This window comes from Vagococcus sp. WN89Y (assembly GCF_052220145.1).
Taxonomy (GTDB): domain Bacteria; phylum Pseudomonadota; class Gammaproteobacteria; order Enterobacterales; family Enterobacteriaceae; genus Kosakonia.
In genome coordinates this window covers 20,687-45,752 of sequence record NZ_JBQPOM010000022.1, presented here as the reverse complement: position 1 = coordinate 45,752, position 25,066 = coordinate 20,687, and the positions used below count along the sequence as shown (strand labels likewise).

The following is a 25,066-nucleotide window of genomic DNA, read 5'->3' as shown; positions in this document are numbered from 1 at the left end:
TGCGGTTATTCTCCTGAAAAATGATTCCTGAGCACTATGACATAATTTTCTGATTGATACAGACGAAATTAGCAACGGCATAATGTGACACTCATCACAGGGACATTTGGCGTCGCTGTGGTCTATAATGCGCCTGAAATTTCACACCACAGGTGAACGACCATGACTCAGGATGAACTCAAAAAAGCAGTGGGCTGGGCAGCGCTAAAATATGTTGAACCCGGTACCATCGTGGGCGTAGGAACAGGCTCCACCGCAGCACATTTTATTGATGCGCTGGGTACGATGAAAGGGCAGATTGAAGGCGCGGTATCCAGCTCTGACGCCTCCACTGAGAAGCTGAAAAGCCTTGGCATTACCGTGTTCGACCTTAACGAAGTGGATAGTCTGGGCATTTATGTTGATGGCGCCGATGAAATCAACGGCCATATGCAGATGATCAAAGGCGGCGGCGCGGCCCTGACGCGGGAAAAAGTCATCGCGTCCGTGGCGGATAAATTCATCTGTATTGCGGATGCGTCCAAGCAGGTCGATATCCTGGGGACATTTCCGCTGCCGGTTGAGGTTATCCCGATGGCCCGTAGCGCCGTGGCGCGCGCGCTGGTGAAACTGGGTGGTCGCCCGGAATACCGGCAGAATGTGGTGACCGATAACGGCAACGTGATTCTGGATGTCTATGGGCTGGAGATCCTCGACCCGGTGGCGCTGGAAAACAGCATCAATGGCATCCCCGGCGTGGTGACCGTTGGCTTGTTCGCCAACCGTGGCGCTGATATTGCGCTCATCGGCACCCCGGATGGCGTGAAAACCATCACCAAATGATCTGACGGGGAGGCGCACGCCTCCTCGCAAAAAAATCGGAATCGTCATATTTAGTGATATCTGTCACGTTTTTGCCCCGGTCGTCATATCCCTGCCGTCCGCCTTCGCTTTCTTAGCATTTTTATCTGTCAAACTCCGCTGAATGACAATTCTTCAGGTGACCTGAGCAAACGTTCATATTGCCGCGATAGTTTTTTTTGATATGTTGACTAAAGCAGGTTTGCAATCTGCACAACATCACAGTCATGACATAAACAGGGTCGGATAAATGGCAAAGGTATCGCTGGAGAAAGACAAAATTAAATTTCTGCTCGTCGAAGGAGTGCATCAGAAGGCGCTGGATAGCCTTCGTGCGGCGGGTTATACCAATATCGAATTCCACAAAGGCGCGCTGGATAGCGACGCGCTGAAAGCGTCTATCCGCGATGCGCATTTTATTGGCCTGCGATCCCGTACCCAACTGACTGAAGAAGTCATTGCTGCTGCGGAGAAACTGGTAGCAATCGGTTGCTTCTGTATCGGCACCAACCAGGTTAACCTGGACGCAGCGGCCAAACGCGGCATCCCGGTGTTTAACGCGCCGTTCTCTAATACCCGCTCGGTGGCCGAACTGGTTATTGGCGAGTTGTTGCTGCTGCTGCGCGGTATCCCGGAAGCGAACGCTAAAGCGCACCGTGGTATCTGGAACAAGCTGGCAGCGGGTTCTTATGAAGCGCGCGGCAAAAAGCTGGGCATTATTGGCTACGGCCATATCGGTACTCAGCTTGGCATTCTGGCGGAATCGCTGGGGATGCATGTCTATTTCTACGATATCGAAAACAAACTGCCGCTCGGTAACGCCACCCAGGTCCAGCATCTCTCCGATTTGCTTAATATGAGCGATGTGGTGAGCCTGCATGTGCCGGAAAATGCATCGACCAAAGATATGATTGGCACCGAAGAGCTGGCGCTGATGAAGCCCGGCTCGCTGCTTATCAACGCCGCGCGTGGCACGGTCGTGGATATCCCGGCGCTGTGCGATGCGCTAAAACGCAAACATCTGGCAGGCGCGGCTATAGACGTGTTCCCGACCGAACCTGCCACCAATAGCGATCCGTTTAATTCGCCGCTGTGTGAGTTCGATAATGTGCTGCTGACGCCGCATATCGGCGGCTCGACCCAGGAAGCGCAGGAAAATATCGGCCTCGAAGTGGCGGGCAAGCTGATTAAATATTCTGACAACGGTTCGACCTTGTCAGCGGTCAACTTCCCGGAAGTCTCCCTGCCGCTGCATGGCGGTCGCCGTCTGCTGCATATTCACGAAAACCGTCCCGGCGTGCTAACCGCACTGAACCAGATTTTTGCCAGCCAGGGCATTAACATTGCGGCGCAGTATCTGCAAACCACGCCGTATATGGGCTATGTGGTGGTGGATATTGAAGCGGATGAAGACGTGGCGCAAAAAGCGCTGCACAGCATGAAGGCGATTCCGGGCACTATCCGCACCCGTCTGTTGTTCTGATCAGCGGCGATTTCCTCTCCCGGCCGGGAGGGGAAGTCTCACCACTGCCACACCTTTGATGGCGTGACCACGGCCGGTAGCGGAATATCCCACTCTTCGACCGGCAGCGTATCCACCTGCTGGCAATCATGAGCGTAGCCAACCGGTTGCAGACCATGCGTGCGCCAGTTTTGCAGGGTGCGATCGTAAAACCCGCCCCCCATTCCCAGGCGCTGCCCTTGTTCATCAAACGCGACCAGCGGTGTAATCAGCACGTCGAGCTGGCTAAGCGGCAGCACATCGCGCACGTCCAGTTTCGGCTCGCGGATTTTCAGACGATTCGTCACCAGCTCACTGTGTGGATGATAGTGTAAAAAGAGCAGGTTACCGGGGCTAAAAGGGTGCAAAACCGGCAAGTAAACGCGCTTGCCGCTGCGCCAGAGTTGTTCGATAAGCGGTTGGGTATCCAGTTCGCCATCAAAAGAGAGAAACAGGGCGACGGTATGCGCCATCAGCAGCGGCGGCCAGGCCATCATGCGTGCAGCGGCCTGCTGGGCAAAATGCGTTTGCTGTTCGGGCGTGATGGCCCGGCGACGCTCGCGAATAAGTTTACGGATTTGCTGACGTGATGAGGGTGTATCAGGAAGTTGTGTCATGGTAGTAAATAAAGAAGGGGAATCTCCGAGATGCCGCCGCAGGCTGTAACCCTTGAACCCTTGGTTCAAGGTGAATGTGTCGTCATAGTCTTAAGGCTTCTCGGACGAACCGAGCGTGCTCACCGACCATGGAGCGCCACATTCTTGTGGTATGAAATATCGGCTCAGGGGACTGGCCCGCTTGCAAACATCTCAGAGAAATTTTTTATCTTCACGGTTACTCTACCATAGTAAACCCTGAAGTGTTATTCAAACTTAGGCCCCGGTCTTTCTGTTATGCGACCCTGATCAAGCAACGCTTGTTCGATGGTCTGCTGTAACATTCGAATACGCTGTTCCATGCTGGCGGCGTAATCGCGGGTTTTGACCTTTTCCTGAGCCAGCTCGTAACTGATGTTCAGCGCTGCAATAAATACTAACTGCTCAGTATTTGTGACTCTAGTGCGAACTTTCAGATCTTGCAACCGCTGATTCAGATCTTCCGCAGCCTGATTGAGAGCATCTATCTGATCAGGCGGGCAGTTCACACGCAGTGAACGGCCAAAAATTTGGATATCGACGGGTTGTGCAGACATGCCACCTTCCTGCTGTTTGACTGCGCTCTGCCTTCGCATCCGGGTCCTGGGCTGCGAAGGGGCGTCACTATAAGCTACCCTGGCAAAAGCTGTCTATACCTTATTTAATTAGTACATACACAAAGGCATTTAACGAGAAGCATCACGGGTATATCACCAGGGTCCAAAGTGGTAGCATACCATGAATATTCTCCCCAACGACGATGAATGCGCATGTCTATACAGAACGAAATACCTGGTTACAACGATGTCGGCCAGTTACTTAACCAACAGGGCGTTGGATTACTTCCTGCTGAAATGCATGGACTGATCGCGGGGATGCTGTGCGGCGGTAATAACGACAGTTCCTGGCTGCCGCTGCTGCATGATTTAACCAACGATGGCCTGGCGTTTGGTCATGAACTGGCCCAGGCGCTGCGCAATATGCACGCGGCCACCAGCGACTCGCTGGAAGACGATGGCTTTCTCTTTCAGCTCTATCTGCCTGAAGGGGACGACGTCAGCGTGTTTGACCGTGCCGATGCGCTGGCCGGCTGGGTGAACCACTTTCTGCTCGGTCTCGGCGTGACGCAGCCGAAGCTTGATAAAATCACCGGCGAAACCGGCGAAGCGATTGACGATCTGCGTAATATCGCGCAGCTGGGCTATGACGAAGAAGAAGATCAGGAAGAGCTGGAAATGTCGCTCGAAGAGATAATTGAATACGTTCGCGTCGCCGCGCTGCTCTGCCACGATACCTTCACGCGCCAGCAGCCCACCGCGCCGGAAGTGCGTAAGCCAACGTTACATTAATCACTCTTGCATGGAGAGGTGTCATGACACAGCTTGAGTTCCTCCGTCGTCGCCAGACATTGCTGGCGCAGATGGTTCCGGGCAGCGCCGCGTTGATTTTTGCCGCGCCCGAAGCAACCCGCAGCGCAGACAGTGAGTACCCGTATCGCCAGAATAGCGATTTCTGGTATTTCACCGGGTTTAATGAACCGGAAGCGGTGCTGGTGCTGATTAAAAGCGATGACACCCATAACCACAGCGTGCTGTTTAACCGTGTGCGCGACAAAACCGCAGAGATCTGGTTTGGCCGCCGCCTGGGGCAGGAAGCCGCGACCGGCAAGCTCGGCGTCGATCGCGCGCTGCCGTTCCCGGAGATCAACACGCACCTCTTCCAGCTGCTCAATGGCCTGGATGCGGTCTATCACGCGCAGGGGCAGTACGAGTACGCCGACAACATCCTGTTTAGCGCGCTGGAAAAACTGCGTAACGGCGCGCGGCAGAACCTGACCGCGCCCGCCACGCTGACCGACTGGCGACCGATTGTCCACGAGATGCGCCTGTTTAAATCGCCCCAGGAGATTGAAACCTTACGCCGCGCCGGTGAAATTTCCGCGCTGGCACACACGCGTGCGATGCAGGCGTGTCGGCCTGGAATGTTTGAGTATCAGCTCGAAGGCGAAATTCAGCACGAGTTTAACCGCCACGGCGCGCGTTTTCCCTCGTATAACACCATCGTCGGCTCCGGGGAAAACGGCTGCATCCTGCATTACACGGAAAACGAAAGCCAGATGCGCGACGGCGACCTGGTGCTGATTGATGCAGGCTGTGAATACCAGGGCTATGCGGGCGATATCACCCGCACCTTCCCGGTAAACGGGAAATTTACCCCGGCGCAGCGCGAAATCTACGACATCGTGCTGGCCTCGCTTGAGCGGGCGCTTGAGCTTTATCGCCCCGGCACCTCGATTCAGGAAGTGACCGGCGAAGTCGTGCGCATCATGGTGAGCGGGCTGGTGAAGCTCGGTATCCTGCACGGTGAGGTTGATGCGCTGGTGGAAAAGAACGCCCATCGCCCGTTTTTTATGCACGGTCTGAGCCACTGGCTGGGGCTGGATGTTCATGACGTGGGCGTCTACGGGTCGGATCGCTCGCGCGAACTGGCGCCTGGCATGGTGCTGACTGTCGAACCGGGGCTGTATATCGCGCCGGATGCTGACGTGCCGGAAGCGTATCGCGGCATCGGTATACGTATTGAAGACGATATCGTCATCACCGAAACAGGTAACGAAAACCTGACCGCCAGCGTGGTCAAATCGGCGGACGATATCGAGGCGCTGATGGCGGCGGCGCGTAGCGTATGAGCGTCATCATCGTAGGCGGCGGCATGGCGGGCGCAACCCTCGCGCTGGCTATCTCCCATTTTACCCAGGGCAAATTACCGGTTCATCTGGTGGAGGCCAACGCGCCAGACTCGCGCGATCATCCCGGCTTTGATGCGCGCGCCATCGCGCTGGCGGCCGGGACGTGCCACCAGCTATCGCGCGTGGGGATCTGGCAGGAGATTGCCGCCCGCGCGACGCCCATCTCTACCGTGCATGTTAGCGATCGCGGGCATGCAGGCTTCGTGACGCTCACGGCGCAGGATTACCATATCGACGCGCTTGGTCAGGTGGTGGAACTGCACGATATCGGGCAGCGGCTGTTTTCTCTTTTGCAGCAGGCCCCCGGCATTACCCTGCACTGCCCGGCGCGGGTCGGGAGTTTCAGGCGCGATGAGCAGCAGGTGAGCGTGACGCTGGAAAGCGGCGAGCAGCTCACCGGTAAACTCCTTGTCGCGGCGGATGGTTCCCACTCATCCATCGGTCAACAGCTGGGGCTAAGCTGGCAGCAGGCGCCTTATCACCAGGCGGCGGTTATCGCCAACGTCACCACCTCGGTTGCCCACCAGGGGAGAGCCTTCGAACGCTTTACCGAACACGGCCCGCTGGCAATGTTACCTATGTCGGAGGGGCGCTGTTCGCTGGTGTGGTGCCATCCGCTGGAGAAAGAGCAGCAGGTGGCGCAGTGGTCCGATGCGCGTTTTTGCCAGGAGCTGCAAAAAGCCTTTGGCTGGCGTCTTGGGCGCATTCTGCATGCGGGCAAACGCAGCGTCTATCCGCTGGCGCTGACCACGGCTTCCTCACCTGTTTCGCACCGCGCGGTGCTGGTGGGCAATGCGGCGCAGACGCTGCACCCCATTGCCGGGCAGGGGTTTAACCTCGGCATGCGCGATGTGATGACGCTGGCGGAAACCCTGGCGGATGCCTGGGCGGCGCAGGAGGATGTGGGCTGCTACCCTGTACTGACGCGTTATCGCGAACGTCGCAGCGCGGACAAAAAAGCCACCGTCGGCGTGACGGACGGGCTGGTACATCTGTTTGCTAATCGCTGGGGGCCGCTGGTTGTTGGGCGCAACCTCGGCCTGATGGCGATGGAACTTGTGACCCCGGCGCGCAATTTACTGGCGCAACGAACGCTTGGTTGGGTCGCCCGATAAGGATTAAAGGAGCAAAAAGTGCAGAGTGTTGATGTTGCGATTGTCGGCGGCGGCATGGTTGGCCTGGCGTTGGCCTGCGGGTTACAGGGGAGCGGTTTACGCGTGGCGGTGCTGGAGCAACACGCGCCGGAGCCGCTGGCTGAAGACGCGCCGCCTGCGCTGCGTGTATCGGCCATTAACGCCGCCAGTGAAAAATTACTCACTCATCTGGGCGTCTGGTCGACCATTATCGGGCGGCGTGCGGCGAGCTATCACGGCATGGAAGTGTGGGATAAAGACAGCTTTGGCCGCATTGCTTTCGACGATCAGAGCATGGGATATAATCATCTTGGCTATATCGTTGAAAACGCAATTATTCACGAGGCGTTATGGCATAAGGCGCAGCAGTGCAAAGATGTCAGGCTGTTTGCCCCCGCTGAATTGCAGCAGGTGGCGTGGGGAGAAAACGACGCGTTCCTGACGCTGAAAGATGGCACCATGCTGACCGCACGCCTGGTGGTCGGTGCCGACGGCGCGAACTCCTGGCTGCGGAGCAAAGCCGACATTCCGCTAACGTACTGGGATTACCACCACCACGCGCTGGTGGCGACGATCCGCACGCAGGAGCCGCACCAGGCTGTGGCGCGGCAGGTGTTCCATCACGATGGCATCCTTGCTTTTCTACCGCTTCACGATGCGCATTTATGCTCCATCGTCTGGTCGCTATCGCCAGAACAGGCGCAGGCTATGCAGCAGGCAAGCGAGGACGAATTTAACCAGGCGCTGTGCGCGGCATTCGATAACCGCTTAGGGTTGTGCCAGGTGGGGAGCGAGCGCCAGGTTTACCCGCTTACCGGGCGCTACGCCCGCCAGTTTGCCGGGCATCGCCTGGCGCTGGTCGGCGATGCGGCGCACACCATTCATCCGCTGGCCGGGCAGGGCGTTAACCTCGGCTTTATGGATGTGGCCGAATTGATTTCTGAGCTTAAGCGGTTGAACCGCGAGGGCAAAGATATTGGTCAGCACCTCTATTTGCGTCGCTACGAGCGCAGCCGTAAGCACAGCGCCGCGCTGATGCTGGCCGGAATGCAGGGCTTTCGCGAGCTGTTTTCCGGCGCGAATCCGGCCAAAAAATTGCTGCGCGATATCGGCCTGAAACTGGCAGATACGCTTCCGGGTGTTAAACCGCAGCTTTTACGTCAGGCGATGGGGCTGAACGATCTCCCGCACTGGTTACGTTAACTGCGTCACACTTTCCCCTTCCCGCTTGCGGGAAGGGCGAACTCCTTCTCCTGAAATATTCTAATTTCACCGGCTTTTTCGGATTAGATTTTCTCATGTCTTGTTTTTTTGCTGTCATGAAAACGTCCTCTTTTATGGCGTGAAATCCTGACAGATGTCCTTTTGTTAATCAATTGTTGAATGAATGGCCCGAGCGAATGGCGAAGAAGCAGCATAAAACTCTGCGGATGTTTTTGCCGCATTAGGGCATAAGCTAATGTGATGACCTTTTTTACCTTATGGTTTCACGCTGCTTTCGGTGATAACGTCAGGGCAAAGAGAACGTTTGCGTCGCCCGCCATTTCGCGCTGGCGATGCGGTCTTTCCGGGCTAAATCAACGCCACAAAAATGCGATAGCCCCGCTTATTCGACGAGGAAAAGATGGCTCAGCAGACCCCTTTGTATGAACAACACACGCTCAACGGCGCCCGCATGGTGGACTTCCACGGCTGGATGATGCCGCTGCACTACGGTTCGCAAATCGATGAGCATCATGCGGTTCGCACCGATGCCGGCATGTTCGATGTCTCGCACATGACCATCGTCGATCTTCGCGGCCCGCGCACTCGTGAGTTTCTACGTTATTTGCTGGCTAACGATGTGGCAAAACTCACCAAAACCGGCAAAGCGCTTTATACAGGCATGCTAAATGCCTCCGGCGGGGTGATAGATGATCTTATCGTTTATTACTTCACTGAAGATTTCTTCCGCCTCGTTGTAAACTCCGCCACCCGCGAAAAAGACCTCTCCTGGATTTCCCAACACGCTGAACCCTTTGGAATCGACATCACCGTTCGTGACGACTTGTCGCTGATTGCTGTGCAAGGCCCGAACGCGCAGGCGAAAGCCGCGTCTCTGTTCACCGCAGCACAGCGCCAGGCAGTAGAAGGCATGAAGCCTTTCTTCGGCGTGGAAGCAGACGATTTCTTTATCGCCACCACCGGTTACACCGGCGAAGCAGGCTATGAGATAGCGCTGCCCAACGAGCAGGCGGCGAGCTTCTGGCAAAAATTAGTGGCCGCCGGGGTAAAACCGTGTGGACTGGGCGCGCGCGACACGCTGCGCCTGGAAGCCGGGATGAACCTCTACGGGCAGGAGATGGACGAAAGCATCTCTCCGCTGGAAGCGAACATGGGCTGGACGATTGCCTGGGAACCGCAGGATCGCGAGTTTATTGGCCGCGAAGCGCTGGAGCAGCAGCGTGAAAAAGGAACTCAGCAGCTGGTTGGCCTGGTAATGACGGAAAAAGGCGTGCTGCGCAGTGAGCTGCCGGTGCGTTTTGCCGACGAGCAGGGCAACTTACAAGAAGGCATCATCACCAGCGGTACGTTCTCCCCGACGCTTGGCTACAGTATTGCGCTGGCGCGCGTACCGGCAGGGATCGGCGAGTCGGCCATTGTGCAAATCCGTAACCGCGAGATGCCGGTTAAAGTCACCAAACCTGTTTTTGTACGCGCTGGCAAAGCTGTCGCGTAATCCTTTTCATCTGGAGAATTATCAATGAGCAATGTACCGGGCGAACTGAAATACAGTAAAGAACATGAGTGGCTGCGCAAAGAAGCGGACGGCACGTATACCGTCGGGATCACCGAGCATGCCCAGGAGCTGCTGGGCGATATGGTGTTTGTTGATCTGCCGGAAGTGGGCGCGACGGTGAGCGCTGGCGATGACTGCGCGGTGGCCGAGTCGGTCAAAGCGGCCTCCGATATTTATGCGCCGGTTAGCGGTGAAATCGTTGCGGTTAACGATGCGCTGGGCGACTCGCCGGAGCTGATTAACAGCGAGCCGTACGCGGCAGGCTGGATCTTTAAAATCAAAGCCAGCGATGAAGCTGAAGTCGCGGCACTGCTGGACGCAACGGCTTACACGGCGCTGCTGGACGAAGAATAAGTTTAGTTCCCTCTCGCACGCGAAGAGGGTGGGTGAGCGGCGCCTGCCGCCCTCACCCCGGCCCCCGGCAACAGGCGGGGGAGCACATCATCACTGCACGTTTCAGGAACCATCGCTCATGACTCAGACGTTAAGTCAGCTTGAAAATCGCGGCGCATTTATCGAACGCCACATCGGCCCGGATGCATTACAGCAGCAGGAAATGCTGAACACTGTGGGCGCAGAGTCGCTCAACGCATTGATTGCGCAAATCGTCCCGAAAGATATTCAGCTTGCCACGCCGCCGCAGGTTGGGGAAGCCACCACCGAATTTGCCGCACTTGCTGAACTGAAAAGTTATGCCAGCCGCAACAAGCGCTTTAAGTCTTACATCGGCATGGGCTACACCGCCGTGCAGCTGCCGCCGGTTATTCAGCGCAATATGCTGGAAAACCCAGGCTGGTATACCGCTTACACCCCTTATCAGCCGGAAGTTTCGCAGGGGCGTCTGGAAGCGCTGCTGAACTTTCAGCAGGTGACGCTTGATTTGACCGGCATGGACATTGCCTCGGCATCATTACTCGATGAAGCGACGGCCGCAGCCGAAGCGATGGCGATGGCAAAACGCGTCAGCAAACTCAAAGGCGCTAACCGTTTCTTCGTGGCGGACGATGTCCATCCACAAACGCTGGACGTGGTGCGTACCCGTGCAGAAACCTTTGGTTTTGAGGTGATTGTTGATGGCGCAGACAAAGCGCTGGATCATCAGGATTTGTTTGGCGTGCTGCTCCAGCAGGTGGGCACCACCGGCGAAGTTCACAACTACAGTGCGCTGATTGCAGAGCTGAAAGCGCGCAAAGTCGTGGTCAGCGTCGCGGCCGATTTTATGGCGCTGGTGCGACTGACTGCGCCGGGCAAGCAGGGCGCGGATATTGTGTTTGGCTCTGCGCAACGCTTCGGCGTGCCGATGGGCTACGGCGGCCCGCATGCGGCCTTCTTTGCCGCAAAAGATGAATTCAAACGCTCTATGCCTGGCCGTATTATTGGAGTGTCGAAAGACGCCGCCGGAAATACCGCCCTGCGTATGGCGATGCAGACGCGCGAGCAGCATATTCGCCGCGAGAAAGCGAACTCCAACATCTGTACCTCGCAGGTACTGCTGGCAAATATCGCCAGCCTCTATGCCGTCTTCCACGGCCCGGCGGGCCTGAAACGTATCGCGGCGCGCATTCATCGCCTGACCGATATCCTGGCCGCAGGTTTACAGCGCAACGGTCTGAAACTGCGCCACGCCCATTTCTTTGACACTCTGTGTGTGGAAGTAGCGGACAAAGCCGCGGTGCTGGCGCGTGCCGAAGCGCATGAAATCAACTTGCGTAGCGACATTCTGAACGCAGTGGGGATTACTCTGGATGAGACCACCACCCGTGAAGATGTACTGGCGCTGATTGATGTGCTGCTCGGCGATGGGCACGGTCTGGATATCGACACGCTGGATAAAGACGTGGCGCTCGACAGCCGCTCTATTCCGCAAGAGATGCTGCGTAACGACGCGTTTCTGACGCACCCGGTGTTCAATCTTTACCACAGCGAAACTGAGATGATGCGCTATATGCATTCGCTGGAGCGTAAAGATTTGGCGCTGAACCAGGCGATGATCCCGCTGGGTTCCTGCACCATGAAGCTGAACGCGGCGGCAGAGATGATCCCTATCACCTGGCCTGAGTTCGCGGAACTGCACCCGTTCTGCCCGCCTGAGCAGGCGGAAGGTTATCACCAAATGATTGCCCAGCTCTCTGACTGGCTGGTGAAACTGACCGGTTACGACGCCCTGTGCATGCAGCCAAACTCCGGCGCGCAAGGCGAGTTCGCTGGCTTGCTGGCCATTCGCCGTTATCATGAGAGCCGCAACGAAGGCCATCGCGATATCTGCCTTATCCCCAGCTCTGCGCACGGTACTAACCCGGCCTCGGCACAAATGGCGGGTATGCAGGTGGTGGTCGTGGCCTGTGATAAAAACGGTAACATCGACCTTGCTGACCTGCGCGCAAAAGCAGAACAGGCGGGGAATAATCTCTCCTGCATTATGGTGACTTACCCGTCCACTCACGGCGTGTATGAAGAAACCATCCGTGAAGTGTGCGAAGTGGTGCATCAGTTCGGCGGTCAGGTGTACCTTGATGGCGCAAACATGAACGCGCAGGTGGGGATCACCTCGCCGGGCTTTATTGGCGCAGACGTATCGCACCTTAACCTGCATAAAACCTTCTGTATTCCGCACGGCGGCGGCGGCCCGGGTATGGGGCCGATTGGCGTGAAAGCACACCTGGCGCCGTTTGTTCCGGGTCACAGCGTGGTGCAGATTGAAGGGATGCTGACCCGCCAGGGCGCGGTTTCTGCCGCACCTTTCGGCAGTGCTTCTATTCTTCCTATCAGCTGGATGTATATCCGCATGATGGGCGCAGAAGGGCTGAAAAAAGCAAGCCAGGTGGCAATTCTTAACGCTAACTATATCGCCAGCCGCCTGAAAGAGGCTTTCCCGGTGCTCTACACCGGGCGTGATGGCCGTGTGGCGCACGAGTGCATTCTGGACATTCGACCACTGAAAGAAGAGACCGGGATCAGCGAGCTGGATATTGCCAAGCGTTTGATTGATTATGGATTCCATGCGCCAACCATGTCTTTCCCGGTCGCCGGTACGCTGATGGTGGAGCCGACTGAGTCCGAAAGTAAGCACGAGCTGGATCGCTTTATTGACGCGATGCTGGCAATCCGTGGTGAAATCGACCGCGTGAAGCAGGGCGAATGGCCGCTTTCCGACAACCCGCTGGTCAATGCGCCGCATACCCAGAACGAGCTGGTGGGTGAGTGGAACCATGCTTACGCGCGTGAACTGGCGGTGTTCCCGGCGGGTGTGGTGAACAAATACTGGCCGACGGTGAAACGTCTGGACGATGTGTACGGCGATCGCAACCTGTTCTGCGCCTGCGTACCGATGAGCGAATATCAGTAATTGGTTGATGCCATCATATAAAGGGTGCTTCGGCACCCTTTTTTGTCAGGAGGCAAAGATGGGGATTGCATTAGTGACCGGCGGCAGCCGGGGTATTGGTCGGGCGACTGCGCTACTGCTGGCAAAAGAGGGCTATACCGTTGCCGTGAACTATCTTCAGCACAAGCAGGCCGCAGAAGACGTGGTTAATGAGGTCATCTCCCAGGGTGGTAAAGCCTTTGCTGTTCAGGCGGACACCAGCGACGAAACGCAGGTGCAGGCGATGTTTGCGCGTATTGATAGTGAACAGCAACCGCTGACAGCGCTGGTGAATAACGCCGGAATTTTGTTCGGGCAGTGCCGAACCGAAGCGTTGACGGCTGAGCGCATCAACCGTGTGCTGATGACCAATGTGACCGGTTATTTTCTCTGCTGCCGCGAAGCGGTAAAGCGCATGTCGTTGCAATATGGCGGCAAAGGCGGAGCCATTGTGAATGTCTCTTCTGCGGCGGCGCGTACCGGCTCGCCTGGCGAGTATGTTGATTATGCGGCCTCGAAGGGCGCGGTTGATACGCTGACCACCGGCTTATCGCTGGAAGTTGCGGCAGACGGTATACGCGTTAATGGTGTGCGCCCGGGGTTTATTTACACTGAAATGCATGCCAGCGGCGGCGAGCCAGGGCGAGTCGATCGCCTGAAAAGCGCCATCCCGATGAAGCGCGGTGGGCAGGCGGAAGAGGTTGCGCAGGCGATTGCCTGGCTACTGAGCGATAAAGCTTCCTATGTGACCGGCAGTTTTCTTGATGTCGCGGGCGGAAGGTAGCGCGTTTGCGTGAAACCTGTTCGCTGCGTTTATGGCGAACGGTATCGTTGCGCCATGATGGCTTAAAAGCGTGTTGGTTTTCTGCATGGTGCGGCGGGAAAAGGGACGGCGGATTTGACCGGTATTTCCCACCCACAGAGGCCGTGCGGCATCATTAAAACAGTGCCCCGCCAGACCCAGGCGCTGGCTAGCGGGGAATGGTTCAGATGTTCTCGCCGTTGCTGGCAATCACCTCTTTGTACCAGTTGAAACTCTTCTTACGTGAGCGTGACATATCGCCGGTGCCATCGTCGTGCTTGTTAACGTAAATAAAGCCGTAACGCTTGCTGTACTGGCCGGTCGTGAAAGAGACGCAGTCGATGCAGCCCCACGGGGTATAGCCCATCAGATCCACGCCATCATAGGTGACGGCTTCAATCATCTCTTTGACGTGAGCGCGCAGGTAGTCGATACGATAGTCGTCATTAATGCTGCCATCTTCTTCGACTTTATCGTAAGCGCCAAAGCCGTTTTCCACGATAAACAGCGGCTTCTGATAACGCTCGTACAGCTCGCACAGCGCATAACGCAGGCCAACCGGGTCGATTTGCCAGCCCCAGTCGGAGGCTTTAACGTGCGGATTTGGGACGCTGCCCTGGAAGCCGGATAACGCATCACCCGCTCCGCCTTCCGCTTTGACGGCGTTGGTCATGTAATAACTGAAGCCGAGGTAGTCGCAGCACCCTTCACGCAGAATTTGCTCGTCGCCTTCTTCCATCCTGATGTTAAAGCCGCGACGTTCCCATTCATTGAGCACATAAGAGGGGTAGTAACCGCGTAACTGAACATCGGTGAAAACATAGCGCTCACGCATAGATTCCTGTGCGTACATAACGTCTTCCGGCTTACAGGAGAAAGGATACAGCGGCACCATGGCAAGCATGCAGCCGATCTTCATTGACGGATTAATGCGGTGCCCGATTTTTACCGCGCGGGCGCTGGCGACAAACTGGTGGTGCAGCACCTGATACATAGTCTCTTCAGGATTTTCATGCTCGGTGTAAACCACGCCGGAGCAGCAGTAGCCGAACAGCGGCGCACGCCAGTTGCGCTGGTTGTTGATTTCGTTGAAGGTCATCCAGTATTTGACCTTGTTTTTATAGCGTTCGAACACGACTTCTGCGAAACGTACAAAGAAATCAACCACTTTACGGTTTGTCCAGCCGCCATATTGCTGCACCAGATGCAGCGGCATTTCAAAGTGGGAGAGGGTGATGACGGGTTCGATGTTATATTTCAGCAGTTCATCGAACATATCGTCGTAAAATTTCAGCCCTTCTTCGTTAGGCTGGCGTTCGTCGCCTTTCGGGAAGATGCGGGTCCAGGCAATGGAAGTGCGGAAGCATTTGAAACCCATCTCGGCAAAAAGCTTGATGTCTTCTTTATAGTGGCTGTAAAAATCGACGGCTTCGTGGTTCGGGTAGTATTTGCCCGGTTCGACTTCACGGGTAATTTCGCGAGGAACGCCGTGAGCGCCGCCGGTGAGCACGTCGCAAATGCTCGGGCCTTTCCCGCCTTTATTCCAGCCGCCTTCCACCTGATGGGCAGCAACAGCGCCGCCCCATAAGAAATCTTTCGGTAAGGTCAGTTTTTTCATCTGTATATACTCTCATCCTGTTAGCTGATAATGAGTCTAACAAAGGCGAAATAAAAGTCACGATATAACAAATTCCCGGCAAGGTAATTTGTTACACGCAAAAAACACATTGTTTTTTTATGCTATTTTATTCGCCAGTTTACGTCCGAGTGATTCCAGAATATAAATAACGGGAACCTGAGTTGTAATATCATAGCCGCCGCTAATACGCATTTGTGGCGCGTGCCAGGAAATATTAAAATCCGCCAGCTTTGCAAGCCTTGAGTGCTCATGGCTGGTGATGGAGAGCACTTTGCAGCGATGCAGGCTGAACTGACCGGCAAAGCGCAGGATTTCTTCCGTCTCGCCGGAAACGGAGAGCACAATCGCCAGAGCATTTTTTGCCATATCATTGGTGACCGGGAAATAAGGGTCGTCGATATGGTTACTGAATTTCCCGACATTTGAGAAAAAACGCGCGCCATATTTTGCTAACGCCCCGGATGTTCCTGCGCCGACAAATATAATGCGCTCGGATGCTAATATAATATCAACAGCCTTATCTAATAACTGATCAAATTCGTCGTTATTAACGCCTTTAAAAAAGCTGATTATTTCACCCGCACCGAAATTAGGCTGCTGCGGCTCGTTTTGTCCTAAATATAATTTAAAACGCAGCCGGAACTCTGAGTAACCTTCGCAGTTAAGTTTACGGCAAAAGCGCAGTACCGTGGTGGTGGAGACGTCTGCCGCATCTGCCAGCTCGCGGATCGTCATATACGTCACTTTGTCGCGGTTTTTCAGCACAAAGTTGTAGACCATCATCTCAAGATTATTGAGGCTGGCAATGGCAGAATGAGTAAACATCGTCACGGCGATCCCTTTGCTTGCTGTTAACGTAGCCAACCTTTTTCGTGTGCGGCGTGCAGTTGCGTAACCACATGCTGCCACAACTCTGGCAACGTTTCCCCGACTTTTGCATTGCGGCTCAGTACTTGTTGCAGGGTGATATTGTTCTCGCGCCAGCTCTGCCCCTCGTTATGTAAATTGAGCAGGATGGGCAGTACGCGATCCAGCGCCCCGGCAAATTTTGCATCGGCGGTGATACCGGCCTCGTACTCGTGCCACAGCGTTAAGAACTGCTCATTTTGTGGCGCAGGCAGCAGGCCAAATAAACGCTTCGCGGCTTGTGCTTCTTTAAGCGCAATAGCTTCGCGCGCGGCCAGGTCATAAACCAGCACATCACCCACGTCGATTTCAACGATATCATGCAGAAGCGCCATTTTAATCACCCGGTGAATATCTACCTCCTCGCTGGCAAAGGGCGCAAGACTCAGCGCGGCGAGGGCAAAATGCCAGCTATGTTCGGCCGAGTTTTCATGCCTTCCATGATTGAGCAGGCGCGTGCGCCGCTCAACGTTTTTAAGCTTATCGACCTCCATCAGGAAGACGACGATGTCAGTCATGTTGCCAAAATCGGCGGGCGAAATCGCAGAATTCATTACTCGCTCTCTGAAATGATGGTTAGCCGTATTGCATTTAAAACACATTCATGGTGTGAATTGTATTGCCCTTTAGTATGTATGCCGAAGCGGCACGTGACGAACACTCCGTACACACATTGCCGAAGCCGGGTGGGTTTCGCGCTTTTACGTTATCTCTTTTTGGGGTTCTCCATGCTGATGCCTGGCCTGCGACCCGCCATTTTTCTACACGCCTTTTACGGTGGATTTTAGGAATAATATTTATTTTAGCGTACAGGTGTGCACTGGAATCATTCTCAGTTAAGCTGGTCTATGTAATGTATTCAGAGTTTTCCGGAGTTAACGATGGTTAATAAACCCTTAATTGCACAGGGATATACATTGGCAGAGGAAATTGCCAACAGTATTAGCCACGGTGTCGGGCTGGTGTTTGGTATTGTTGGTCTTGTACTGCTACTGGTGCAGGCAACAGACAGTAATGCCAGTACGATGGCGATCGCCAGTTATAGCCTTTACGGCGGCAGCATGATCCTTTTGTTTCTTGCCTCCACGCTTTATCACGCTATCCCTCACCAGCGGGCAAAGGTGTGGCTGAAGAAATTTGATCACTGCGCTATCTATTTATTGATAGCCGGGACTTATACACCGTTTCTGCTGGTAGGGTTGGATTCACCTTTGGCACGCGGGCTGATGATTGTTATCTGGGGTCTCGCCCTGTTGGGAATCTTATTTAAACTCACCATCGCCCACCGCTTTAAAGTGTTGTCGCTGGTGACCTACCTGACAATGGGCTGGTTATCACTCATTGTGATTTACCAGCTTGCCATACGTTTATCACCCGGCGGCGTAACGCTGCTGGCCGTCGGTGGCCTGGTCTATTCACTCGGCGTCATTTTCTACGTTAGTAAACGCATTCCTTATAATCACGCCATCTGGCATGGCTTTGTGCTTGGCGGCAGCGTTTGCCACTTCCTCGCGATTTATTTATACGTCGGGCAAATTTAAACTGCAGCCGGGAGGCGCTAACCTGCCCGGCCCGCATCGGTTTTATTCTTCCAGAGAATAGGGCAGCGGTTCGATACGCAGGGTACCGCTATCGTCGCGCACGCGGAAAATGCTGGCAGGCTCCATATCGTTGTTCATCACAACCTGTACCAGAACGCGCCCGTCATCTAACTGCACGCCAGCCAGCACGGTGCCGGTGCGACGCCAGTTTTCACCCATCTGCATCTCCAGGTCTTCACCCGCCTGCGGCGCACGGCTGGCGTTGCCTGCGAGATACCACAACGCACGTTTATTTGCTCCGCGGAATTTGGCGCGCGCAACCATTTCCTGCCCGGTATAGCACCCTTTTTTAAAGCTGATGCCGCCGAGAGCCTGCAAATTGGTGGCCTGAGGAATGAACTGTGCGCTGTTCGCTGCATCGATAACGGGTAAGCCAGCTTCGATGTTCAGCGCCAGCCACTGTTGGCTGTTATTAAGCTGCGCTTCGCCGCGCAATTTTTCGGTCACTTTCTCTGCGGTTGCGGCATCAGTCACCAGTAAAAAACGCTCGGCAGGTTGCGCAAACCAGAGAAGGGTCGTCTGTGCATCCTGAACCACCTGTTTTTCAGCGTTGGGGAGCGTAGTGAAAAGATTCGCCAGCGCCGCGCGTGCCTGAAAACCGGCAATGCCCAGCAGGACGCTTTCGTCATCGGCGGAGATGGTGACTTTGGAAAACACCGCATACTTTTTCAGCTCGTTAAGCTCGGCATCACGCACGCTGCGGCGCAAAATCCATGCAAAACCATCCTGCGTATGGAACAGACGTAAATTGCTCCACATTTTACCTTTAGAATCACAGTGCGCAGCCAGCAGATGTTGGTCTGCCGCCATGTTCGCGATATCCGCAGTCACCTGGCCTTGCAGATACTTTTCGCTGTCTGCGCCGGTAATCGTTGCTAGCGCCCAGTCATCGAGCGTCATAAGCGTCAGCGGCAGACGTGCAGATGCGGTCGGCTGGCGCGGAGGAAATGGAGTAAAAGCCATAATAATGTCCTGATTTGCTTAACGCTGTGTTGGTACTTAATGGTAAAAGAGCCATTGTTCAATGCAAGCGATAAAGCATGCGATTTGTGCCATTGTGCAAGCATTGCGAGGTGCTACGCAGCGTAATGTATATGTTGCATAGTATGCGATATATTCTGGAAGCGAACCCGTAGGATGAAATATTCCGCAAAAGAAATATTAAAAACACGTTACAATGGGCCATCATGCCAATGCAGGGAGAAAAAATGGATATTAACAACAAAGCCCGTATCCACTGGGCATGCCGCCGTGGGATGCGTGAACTTGATATCTCTATCATGCCTTTTTTCGAACATGAGTACGACACGCTGAGCGACGAAGACAAACATCTGTTTGTCCGCCTGCTTGAAAGCGACGATCCGGACTTATTTAACTGGCTGATGAATCACGGCAAACCGCAGGATGCGGAGTTGCAAAGAATGGTGCAGTTAATCCAGAAACGGAATCGGGAACGTGGTCCTGTGGCAATCTGATTTACGCGTCTCATGGCGCGCGCAATGGCTCTCTTTGATGCTTCATGGGTTAGCGGCTGCGCTCATTCTGCTAATGCCCTGGCCGCTGAGCTATACGCCGCTGTGGCTGCTGTTGCTCTCTCTGGTGGTATTTGACTGCGTACGCAGCCAGCGGCGCATTAACGCCTGTCATGGTGAAATAAAACTGTTAATCGATTCGCGCCTGCGCTGGCAAGGCGAGGAGTGGCAGATTATCGGCACGCCCTGGATGCTTCGCAGCGGTATGATGCTGCGTCTACGCCGTGATGATGATGGGCGTCGCCTGCATTTGTGGCTGGCTGCCGACAGCATGGACGCGCAGGAGTGGCGGGAGTTGCGCCGGATGATTTCACAAAAACCGGCGCAGGGCCTGCACTGAGTCGTGAAAGGATGGCTTAAACGAACTGTTCGGCCATTTCGGTCAGCACCAGTTCGCACCAAGTCTCGATGCGCTCATCGCTGAGGTCATACTGGTTGGTTTCATCCAGCGCGAGGCCAACAAACAGCTGACCGTCGGCAATCACCGGTTTTTTGCTGGTAAACTCATAGCCTTCTGTGGGCCAGTAGCCGACAAACTTCACGCCTTTTGGCGCCAGTTTGTCGTGCAGCATACCGAGTGCATCGAGGAACCATTCGCCGTAACCGAGCTGATCGCCCATACCGTAAAGCGCGACGATTTTTCCGTCGAGGTTAAGCGTGTCAAGCTGGTTCCAGATGGCTTCCCAGTCTTCCTGTAGCTCGCCAAAATCCCAGGTCGGAATGCCGAGGATCAGCGCGTCATACTGTTCCATTAGCGCGGGAGCATCGTCTTTCAGGTTGTGCAGCGTGACCAGTTCCGGCCCGATAATATCGCGGATTTTTTCCGCCGCCATTTCGGTGTAGCACGTGCTGGAACCGTAAAACAGACCGATATTCATAACGTGAACTTCTCAATTACTGATGTGTCTTTGTAACCAGTGTACCAGAATCGTCAGGCAATCAGGCATAATGCAGCGACATGAGCGATGGAGACGGGCAGATGGAACAAGATCTCGGGCGAATAGAACAGTTTCTTGACGCCCTCTGGCTGGAAAACAACCTGGCTGAAAACACGCTCAGCGCCTATCGTCGCGACCTGAAAAGCGTGGTGGAGTGGCTGCATCACCGCGGGAATAACCTGGAACATGCGCAGCGCGACGATTTGCAGGCGCTGCTCGCCGAGCGCGTTGGCGGCGGCTATAAAGCAACCAGCTCAGCGCGCCTGCTCAGCGCCATGCGGCGTTTTTTTCAGTATCTGTGCCGGGAAAAAATTCGCGTGGATGATCCCAGCGCGTTGTTGGCTTCGCCAAAATTGCCCCAGCGTCTGCCAAAAGATCTGAGCGAGGCGCAGGTGGAGCGCTTGTTGCAGGCGCCGGTGGTTGACCAACCGCTGGAGTTACGCGATAAAGCGATGCTGGAGGTGCTGTACGCCACCGGCCTGCGCGTCTCTGAGCTGGTCGGTCTGACCATGAGCGACATCAGCTTGCGCCAGGGCGTATTGCGGGTGATTGGCAAAGGGAATAAAGAACGGCTGGTTCCGCTGGGAGAAGAAGCGGTGTACTGGGTGGAAAACTACCTGGAACATGGCCGCCCGTGGCTGCTAAACGGTGTGTCGATTGACGTTCTCTTCCCGAGCCAGCGTGCGCAGCAGATGACGCGCCAGACTTTCTGGCATCGCATCAAGCATTATGCAACGCTTGCGGGTATTGATAGTGAAAAACTCTCGCCGCACGTTTTACGGCACGCATTTGCCACGCACCTGCTTAACCACGGCGCAGATTTGCGGGTGGTGCAGATGCTTCTGGGGCACCAGGATCTTTCTACAACGCAAATTTATACACATGTCGCGACCGAGCGGCTGCGTAAGCTACATCAAGAGCATCACCCGCGTGCGTGAGTGCTGACAATAGAAGGACGTATTATGAAAAAAAGTTTGATTATGTTCACCCTGATGGCTGCTGCTTTTTCTGGCGTAGCGCAGGCTGATGACGCGGCGATTAAGCAGTCGCTGGCAAAACTGGGTGTACAAAGTTCCGAAATCATCCCGGCGCCGGTTGCAGGGATGAAAGCGGTGTTGACCAACAGCGGCGTGCTGTATGTCACTGATGACGGGAAACATATCATCCAGGGGCCGATGTATGATGTCAGCGGCGCGCAGCCGGTGAATGTGACAACGCAGATGTTAATGCCGCACCTTAAAGCGCTGGAAAAAGAGATGATTGTCTACAAAGCGCCGCAGGAAAAACATGTGATAACTGTGTTTACGGATATCACATGTGGTTATTGCCAGAAGCTGCACAGCGAAATAGCCGATTACAATGCGCTGGGGATAACCGTGCGCTATCTGGCTTTCCCGCGCCAGGGGATTCAGAGCGAAGCCGAGAAGGATATGCAGTCCATCTGGTGCGCCAAAGATCCGAAGAAAGCCTTCGATGATGCAATGAACGGTAAAGGTGTGAAAGCGGCCAGTTGCGACATTGATATTGCTAATCACTATGCGCTGGGCGTGCAGTTTGGCGTCAGCGGTACACCTGCAATTGTGCTGAGCAACGGTTATGTTGTGCCCGGCTACCAGGCTCCGGCAGAGATGAAAGCTTTCCTCGACCAACATCAGAAAATCACTGGCGGTAAGTAATTCGCGTGAAAGCTCCGATACAACTTCGCCGCCGGGCCGTTGATGACTCGGCGGAACTCCCGGACTCGCTGCCGCCACTGTTGCGCCGGTTATATGCCAGCCGCGGTGTGCGTACTGACCGCGAACTTGAGCGCAGCGTAAAAGGCATGCTGCCGTGGCAGAAACTCAGCGGTATCGATGACGCAGTTACGCATCTCTATAACGCGATGCGGGAGGGGTTGCGCATCATCGTTGTCGGGGATTTCGATGCCGATGGCGCCACCAGCACGGCGCTTAGCGTGCTGGCTCTGCGCGACATGGGCTGTGAAAACGTCAGCTATCTGGTGCCGAACCGCTTTGACGATGGGTACGGGCTAAGCCCGGAAGTGGTCGATCAGGCGCATGCGCGCGGCGCACAACTGATCCTGACGGTCGATAACGGTATCTCTTCCCATGCGGGTGTCGACAGGGCGCATGAACTGGGCATACCGGTCATTGTGACCGATCACCACCTGCCCGGCGATACCTTACCGGCTGCCGAAGCCATTGTTAACCCTAACCTGCGTGGCTGCGCGTTCCCTTCCAAATCGCTGGCTGGTGTTGGCGTTGCCTTTTATTTGATGCTGGCGCTGCGCGCGTTCTTGCGCGACAACGGCTGGTTTGAGGCGCGTGGGCAGGCGCTACCTAATCTGGCGGAGCTGCTTGATCTGGTCGCACTTGGCACGGTCGCCGACGTTGTGCCGCTGGATGCCAACAACCGCATCCTGACCTGGCAAGGGCTTAGCCGTATCCGAGCCGGGCGCTGCCGTCCTGGCATTAAAGCTTTGCTGGAAGTTGCCAATCGCGACGCGCACAAACTGGCGGCAAGCGATCTGGGTTTTGCGCTCGGGCCGCGTTTGAATGCGGCGGGGCGGCTGGATGACATGTCGGTGGGGGTCGCGCTATTGCTGTGCGATAACCTCGGCGAGGCGCGCCAGCTTGCCAGCGATCTTGATGCGCTAAACCAGACGCGTAAAGAGATAGAACAGGGAATGCAGGCAGAGGCGCTGACTTTATGCGAGCAGCTTGAACGCAGCCGCGCAACGCTACCCGGCGGGCTGGCGATGTATCACCCCGAGTGGCACCAGGGCGTGGTCGGTATCCTCGCTTCGCGCATCAAAGAGCGCTTTCACCGCCCGGTCATTGCTTTTGCTCCGGCGGGTGAAGGAGTACTGAAAGGATCGGGCCGCTCAATACAGGGCCTGCATATGCGCGATGCGCTGGAGCGGCTGGATACGCTCAACCCTGGCCTGATGCTGAAGTTCGGCGGTCATGCCATGGCGGCCGGGCTGACGCTTGAAGCATCGCGCTTTGAGGAGTTCCAGCTACGCTTTGGCGAACTGGTAACCGAGTGGCTGGCCCCGTCACTTTTGCAGGGTGAAATTCTCTCGGACGGGCCGCTGGCGCCGCAGGAGATGACGCTGGACGTCGCCGAGATGCTCCGTGAGGCCGGGCCGTGGGGGCAGATGTTCCCGGAGCCGGTGTTTGACGGCGAGTTTCGCCTGTTGCAGCAGCGGCTGGTGGGCGAGCGGCACCTGAAAGTGATGCTGGAGCCGGTCGGCGGCGGCCCGCTGCTCGACGGTATCGCGTTTAATGTGGACACGACCTGCTGGCCGGATAACGGCGTTCGCCAGGTCAATATTGCTTATAAACTTGATGTTAACGAGTATCGCGGCAATCGCAGCGTGCAGCTCATTATCGAAAATCTCTGGCCGCTTTAGCCCTCTCCATTCGGAGGATGTAAAGATGTCGGCGGAAAGATAACGCGCAGGTACAAAAGAGGGGGGGATTCCGGTACAATCTCGCCCTTATCACCGCTTTTTGACACGTTCAATAAAAGAAATCAGACCATGTTTGAAATTAACCCGGTAAAAAATCGTATTCAGGACCTCACGGAGCGCTCAGACGTTCTTAGGGGGTATCTTTGACTATGACGCCAAGAAAGAGCGTCTGGAAGAAGTAAACGCCGAGCTGGAACAGCCGGATGTGTGGAATGAACCTGAGCGCGCACAGGCGCTGGGTAAAGAGCGCTCATCGCTCGAAGCTATCGTTGAAACGCTGGATCAGATGCGCCAGGGCCTTGAAGATGTGTCTGGCCTGCTGGATCTTGCCGTTGAAGCTGACGATGAAGAAACCTTTAACGAGGCCGTCGTTGAACTCGATGCGCTCGAAGAGAAGCTCGCGCAGCTCGAATTCCGCCGTATGTTCTCCGGTGAATACGATAGCGCGGATTGCTATCTTGATATTCAGGCAGGTTCCGGCGGCACCGAAGCGCAGGACTGGGCAAGCATGCTGCTGCGTATGTATCTGCGCTGGGCAGAAGCGCGTGGTTTCAAAACAGAAGTTATTGAAGAATCTGAAGGTGAAGTCGCGGGGCTGAAATCGGCAACGATTAAAATTTCCGGCGATTACGCTTACGGCTGGCTGCGCACGGAAACCGGCGTACATCGTCTGGTGCGTAAGAGTCCGTTTGACTCCGGCGGTCGCCGCCATACTTCGTTTAGCTCTGCGTTTGTTTACCCGGAAGTGGACGACGATATTGATATCGAAATCAATCCGGCGGACCTGCGTATCGATGTTTACCGTGCTTCCGGCGCGGGTGGTCAGCACGTTAACCGTACGGAATCAGCGGTGCGTATTACCCATATTCCAACCGGGTTAGTGACGCAATGCCAGAACGATCGCTCCCAGCATAAAAACAAAGACCAGGCCATGAAGCAGATGAAAGCGAAGCTTTATGAACTGGAAATGCAGAAGAAAAACGCTGAGAAACAGGCAATGGAAGACACTAAGTCCGATATTGGCTGGGGTAGCCAGATCCGTTCTTATGTGCTGGACGATTCCCGCATCAAAGATCTGCGCACCGGGGTTGAAACCCGCAACACGCAGGCGGTGCTGGACGGCAGCCTGGATCAATTTATTGAAGCAAGCTTGAAAGCAGGGTTATGAGGAA

General features: G+C 55.3%; 24 protein-coding genes and 1 other RNA gene. 17 read left to right on the top strand and 8 right to left on the bottom strand.

The features are described 5' to 3' along the window. Nucleotides 1-162 precede the first annotated feature (162 nt). Together rpiA and serA are read left to right on the top strand one after the other, a co-directional pair. Nucleotides 163-822 (top strand): ribose-5-phosphate isomerase RpiA, encoded by a 660-nt coding sequence (rpiA, locus tag ACTU3N_RS07395; RefSeq protein WP_443085492.1) that lies wholly within the window; start codon nucleotides 163-165, stop codon nucleotides 820-822. 268 nt (nucleotides 823-1,090) lie between these two features. Then, the gene (gene serA, locus ACTU3N_RS07390) at nucleotides 1,091-2,323 is read left to right on the top strand and encodes a phosphoglycerate dehydrogenase (RefSeq protein WP_443085491.1); all 1,233 of its coding nucleotides are present in this window, start codon (nucleotides 1,091-1,093) and stop codon (nucleotides 2,321-2,323) included. 38 nt (nucleotides 2,324-2,361) lie between these two features. Here serA and ACTU3N_RS07385 read toward each other — a convergent pair whose 3' ends face one another. The 3 genes from ACTU3N_RS07385 to zapA all read right to left on the bottom strand — a co-directional run bounded on the left by ACTU3N_RS07385 (nucleotide 2,362) and on the right by zapA (nucleotide 3,533). After that, entirely contained in the window at nucleotides 2,362-2,958 is a 597-nt protein-coding gene (locus ACTU3N_RS07385) for a 5-formyltetrahydrofolate cyclo-ligase (protein ID WP_443085490.1), read from the bottom strand. Nucleotides 2,959-2,976: 18 nt separating this feature from the next. Beyond that, nucleotides 2,977-3,160: non-coding RNA, 6S RNA (ssrS, locus tag ACTU3N_RS07380), on the bottom strand. Between the two features lie 43 nt (nucleotides 3,161-3,203). Further along, nucleotides 3,204-3,533 (bottom strand): cell division protein ZapA, encoded by a 330-nt coding sequence (zapA, locus tag ACTU3N_RS07375; RefSeq protein ID WP_443085489.1) that lies wholly within the window; start codon nucleotides 3,531-3,533, stop codon nucleotides 3,204-3,206. Between the two features lie 213 nt (nucleotides 3,534-3,746). On the opposite strand from zapA, the gene ACTU3N_RS07370 reads away from it, so the two are divergent. The 8 genes from ACTU3N_RS07370 to ACTU3N_RS07335 all read left to right on the top strand — a co-directional run bounded on the left by ACTU3N_RS07370 (nucleotide 3,747) and on the right by ACTU3N_RS07335 (nucleotide 13,785). Further along, nucleotides 3,747-4,325: a YecA/YgfB family protein gene (locus ACTU3N_RS07370; protein ID WP_443085488.1), complete on the top strand. Its 579-nt coding sequence runs from the start codon at nucleotides 3,747-3,749 to the stop codon at nucleotides 4,323-4,325. A gap of 23 nt (nucleotides 4,326-4,348) precedes the next feature. Continuing rightward, nucleotides 4,349-5,665, top strand: coding sequence for a Xaa-Pro aminopeptidase (gene pepP, locus ACTU3N_RS07365; RefSeq protein ID WP_443085487.1), 1,317 nt, complete (start codon nucleotides 4,349-4,351; stop codon nucleotides 5,663-5,665). Continuing rightward, nucleotides 5,662-6,840: a 2-octaprenyl-6-methoxyphenyl hydroxylase gene (gene ubiH, locus ACTU3N_RS07360; protein ID WP_443085486.1), complete on the top strand. Its 1,179-nt coding sequence runs from the start codon at nucleotides 5,662-5,664 to the stop codon at nucleotides 6,838-6,840. Before pepP ends, ubiH begins: the two co-directional genes overlap by 4 nt. Nucleotides 6,841-6,858: 18 nt before the next feature. Continuing rightward, nucleotides 6,859-8,061, top strand: coding sequence for an FAD-dependent 2-octaprenylphenol hydroxylase (ubiI, locus tag ACTU3N_RS07355; protein ID WP_443085485.1), 1,203 nt, complete (start codon nucleotides 6,859-6,861; stop codon nucleotides 8,059-8,061). Between the two features lie 421 nt (nucleotides 8,062-8,482). Next, nucleotides 8,483-9,577 carry a glycine cleavage system aminomethyltransferase GcvT gene (gcvT, locus tag ACTU3N_RS07350; RefSeq protein ID WP_443085484.1) on the top strand — a complete coding sequence of 365 codons (1,095 nt, stop codon included), beginning with the start codon at nucleotides 8,483-8,485 and terminating at the stop codon, nucleotides 9,575-9,577. A gap of 24 nt (nucleotides 9,578-9,601) precedes the next feature. Beyond that, nucleotides 9,602-9,991: a glycine cleavage system protein GcvH gene (gcvH, locus tag ACTU3N_RS07345; RefSeq protein ID WP_443085483.1), complete on the top strand. Its 390-nt coding sequence runs from the start codon at nucleotides 9,602-9,604 to the stop codon at nucleotides 9,989-9,991. Between the two features lie 118 nt (nucleotides 9,992-10,109). Continuing rightward, on the top strand, nucleotides 10,110-12,983 hold the full coding sequence (gene gcvP / locus ACTU3N_RS07340; RefSeq protein ID WP_443085482.1) for an aminomethyl-transferring glycine dehydrogenase: 2,874 nt from the start codon (nucleotides 10,110-10,112) through the stop codon (nucleotides 12,981-12,983). Between the two features lie 58 nt (nucleotides 12,984-13,041). Continuing rightward, nucleotides 13,042-13,785, top strand: a complete 744-nt coding sequence (locus ACTU3N_RS07335) for an SDR family oxidoreductase (RefSeq protein WP_443085481.1) — start codon at nucleotides 13,042-13,044, stop codon at nucleotides 13,783-13,785. 202 nt (nucleotides 13,786-13,987) lie between these two features. On the opposite strand, the gene ACTU3N_RS07330 is transcribed toward ACTU3N_RS07335, so the two are convergent. The 3 genes from ACTU3N_RS07330 to ACTU3N_RS07320 form a co-directional block, all read right to left on the bottom strand. Next, nucleotides 13,988-15,421 (bottom strand): 6-phospho-beta-glucosidase, encoded by a 1,434-nt coding sequence (locus tag ACTU3N_RS07330; RefSeq protein WP_443085480.1) that lies wholly within the window; start codon nucleotides 15,419-15,421, stop codon nucleotides 13,988-13,990. Between the two features lie 117 nt (nucleotides 15,422-15,538). Further along, nucleotides 15,539-16,306 (bottom strand): MurR/RpiR family transcriptional regulator, encoded by a 768-nt coding sequence (locus ACTU3N_RS07325; RefSeq protein ID WP_443085479.1) that lies wholly within the window; start codon nucleotides 16,304-16,306, stop codon nucleotides 15,539-15,541. Then, on the bottom strand, nucleotides 16,294-16,902 hold the full coding sequence (locus ACTU3N_RS07320) for an HD domain-containing protein (protein WP_443085478.1): 609 nt from the start codon (nucleotides 16,900-16,902) through the stop codon (nucleotides 16,294-16,296). The genes ACTU3N_RS07325 and ACTU3N_RS07320 overlap by 13 nt, the downstream gene beginning before the upstream one ends. Nucleotides 16,903-17,229: 327 nt before the next feature. Here ACTU3N_RS07320 and trhA point away from each other — a divergent pair, with 327 nt between their 5' ends. Then, a complete protein-coding gene (gene trhA, locus ACTU3N_RS07315; RefSeq protein ID WP_443085477.1) occupies nucleotides 17,230-17,889 on the top strand; it encodes a PAQR family membrane homeostasis protein TrhA in 660 nt (219 codons plus the stop codon). A gap of 42 nt (nucleotides 17,890-17,931) precedes the next feature. On the opposite strand, the gene ygfZ is transcribed toward trhA, so the two are convergent. Continuing rightward, nucleotides 17,932-18,912, bottom strand: a complete 981-nt coding sequence (gene ygfZ, locus ACTU3N_RS07310; protein WP_443085476.1) for a tRNA-modifying protein YgfZ — start codon at nucleotides 18,910-18,912, stop codon at nucleotides 17,932-17,934. A 245-nt stretch (nucleotides 18,913-19,157) separates the two neighbouring features. On the opposite strand from ygfZ, the gene sdhE reads away from it, so the two are divergent. Together sdhE and ACTU3N_RS07300 are read left to right on the top strand one after the other, a co-directional pair. Further along, nucleotides 19,158-19,424: an FAD assembly factor SdhE gene (gene sdhE, locus ACTU3N_RS07305; protein ID WP_443085475.1), complete on the top strand. Its 267-nt coding sequence runs from the start codon at nucleotides 19,158-19,160 to the stop codon at nucleotides 19,422-19,424. After that, on the top strand, nucleotides 19,405-19,821 hold the full coding sequence (locus ACTU3N_RS07300; protein ID WP_443085474.1) for a protein YgfX: 417 nt from the start codon (nucleotides 19,405-19,407) through the stop codon (nucleotides 19,819-19,821). Before sdhE ends, ACTU3N_RS07300 begins: the two co-directional genes overlap by 20 nt. Nucleotides 19,822-19,837: 16 nt before the next feature. Here the strand turns inward: ACTU3N_RS07300 and fldB are convergent, their stop codons facing one another. After that, a complete protein-coding gene (fldB, locus tag ACTU3N_RS07295) occupies nucleotides 19,838-20,359 on the bottom strand; it encodes a flavodoxin FldB (RefSeq protein ID WP_443085473.1) in 522 nt (173 codons plus the stop codon). A gap of 80 nt (nucleotides 20,360-20,439) precedes the next feature. Here fldB and xerD point away from each other — a divergent pair, with 80 nt between their 5' ends. The 4 genes from xerD (at nucleotide 20,440) to prfB (ending at nucleotide 25,062) form a co-directional block, all read left to right on the top strand. Continuing rightward, the gene (gene xerD, locus ACTU3N_RS07290) at nucleotides 20,440-21,357 is read left to right on the top strand and encodes a site-specific tyrosine recombinase XerD (protein ID WP_443085472.1); all 918 of its coding nucleotides are present in this window, start codon (nucleotides 20,440-20,442) and stop codon (nucleotides 21,355-21,357) included. A gap of 24 nt (nucleotides 21,358-21,381) precedes the next feature. Continuing rightward, complete coding sequence (gene dsbC / locus ACTU3N_RS07285; RefSeq protein ID WP_443085471.1) at nucleotides 21,382-22,095, top strand: bifunctional protein-disulfide isomerase/oxidoreductase DsbC; 714 nt, start codon at nucleotides 21,382-21,384, stop codon at nucleotides 22,093-22,095. 5 nt (nucleotides 22,096-22,100) lie between these two features. Next, a complete protein-coding gene (gene recJ, locus ACTU3N_RS07280; RefSeq protein WP_443085470.1) occupies nucleotides 22,101-23,834 on the top strand; it encodes a single-stranded-DNA-specific exonuclease RecJ in 1,734 nt (577 codons plus the stop codon). A 129-nt stretch (nucleotides 23,835-23,963) separates the two neighbouring features. After that, a protein-coding gene (gene prfB / locus ACTU3N_RS07275; RefSeq protein WP_443085469.1) for a peptide chain release factor 2 occupies nucleotides 23,964-25,062 on the top strand; the annotation gives its coding sequence in 2 pieces (ribosomal slippage) (nucleotides 23,964-24,038 and nucleotides 24,040-25,062; 1,098 coding nt in all). Nucleotides 25,063-25,066: the final 4 nt, after the last annotated feature.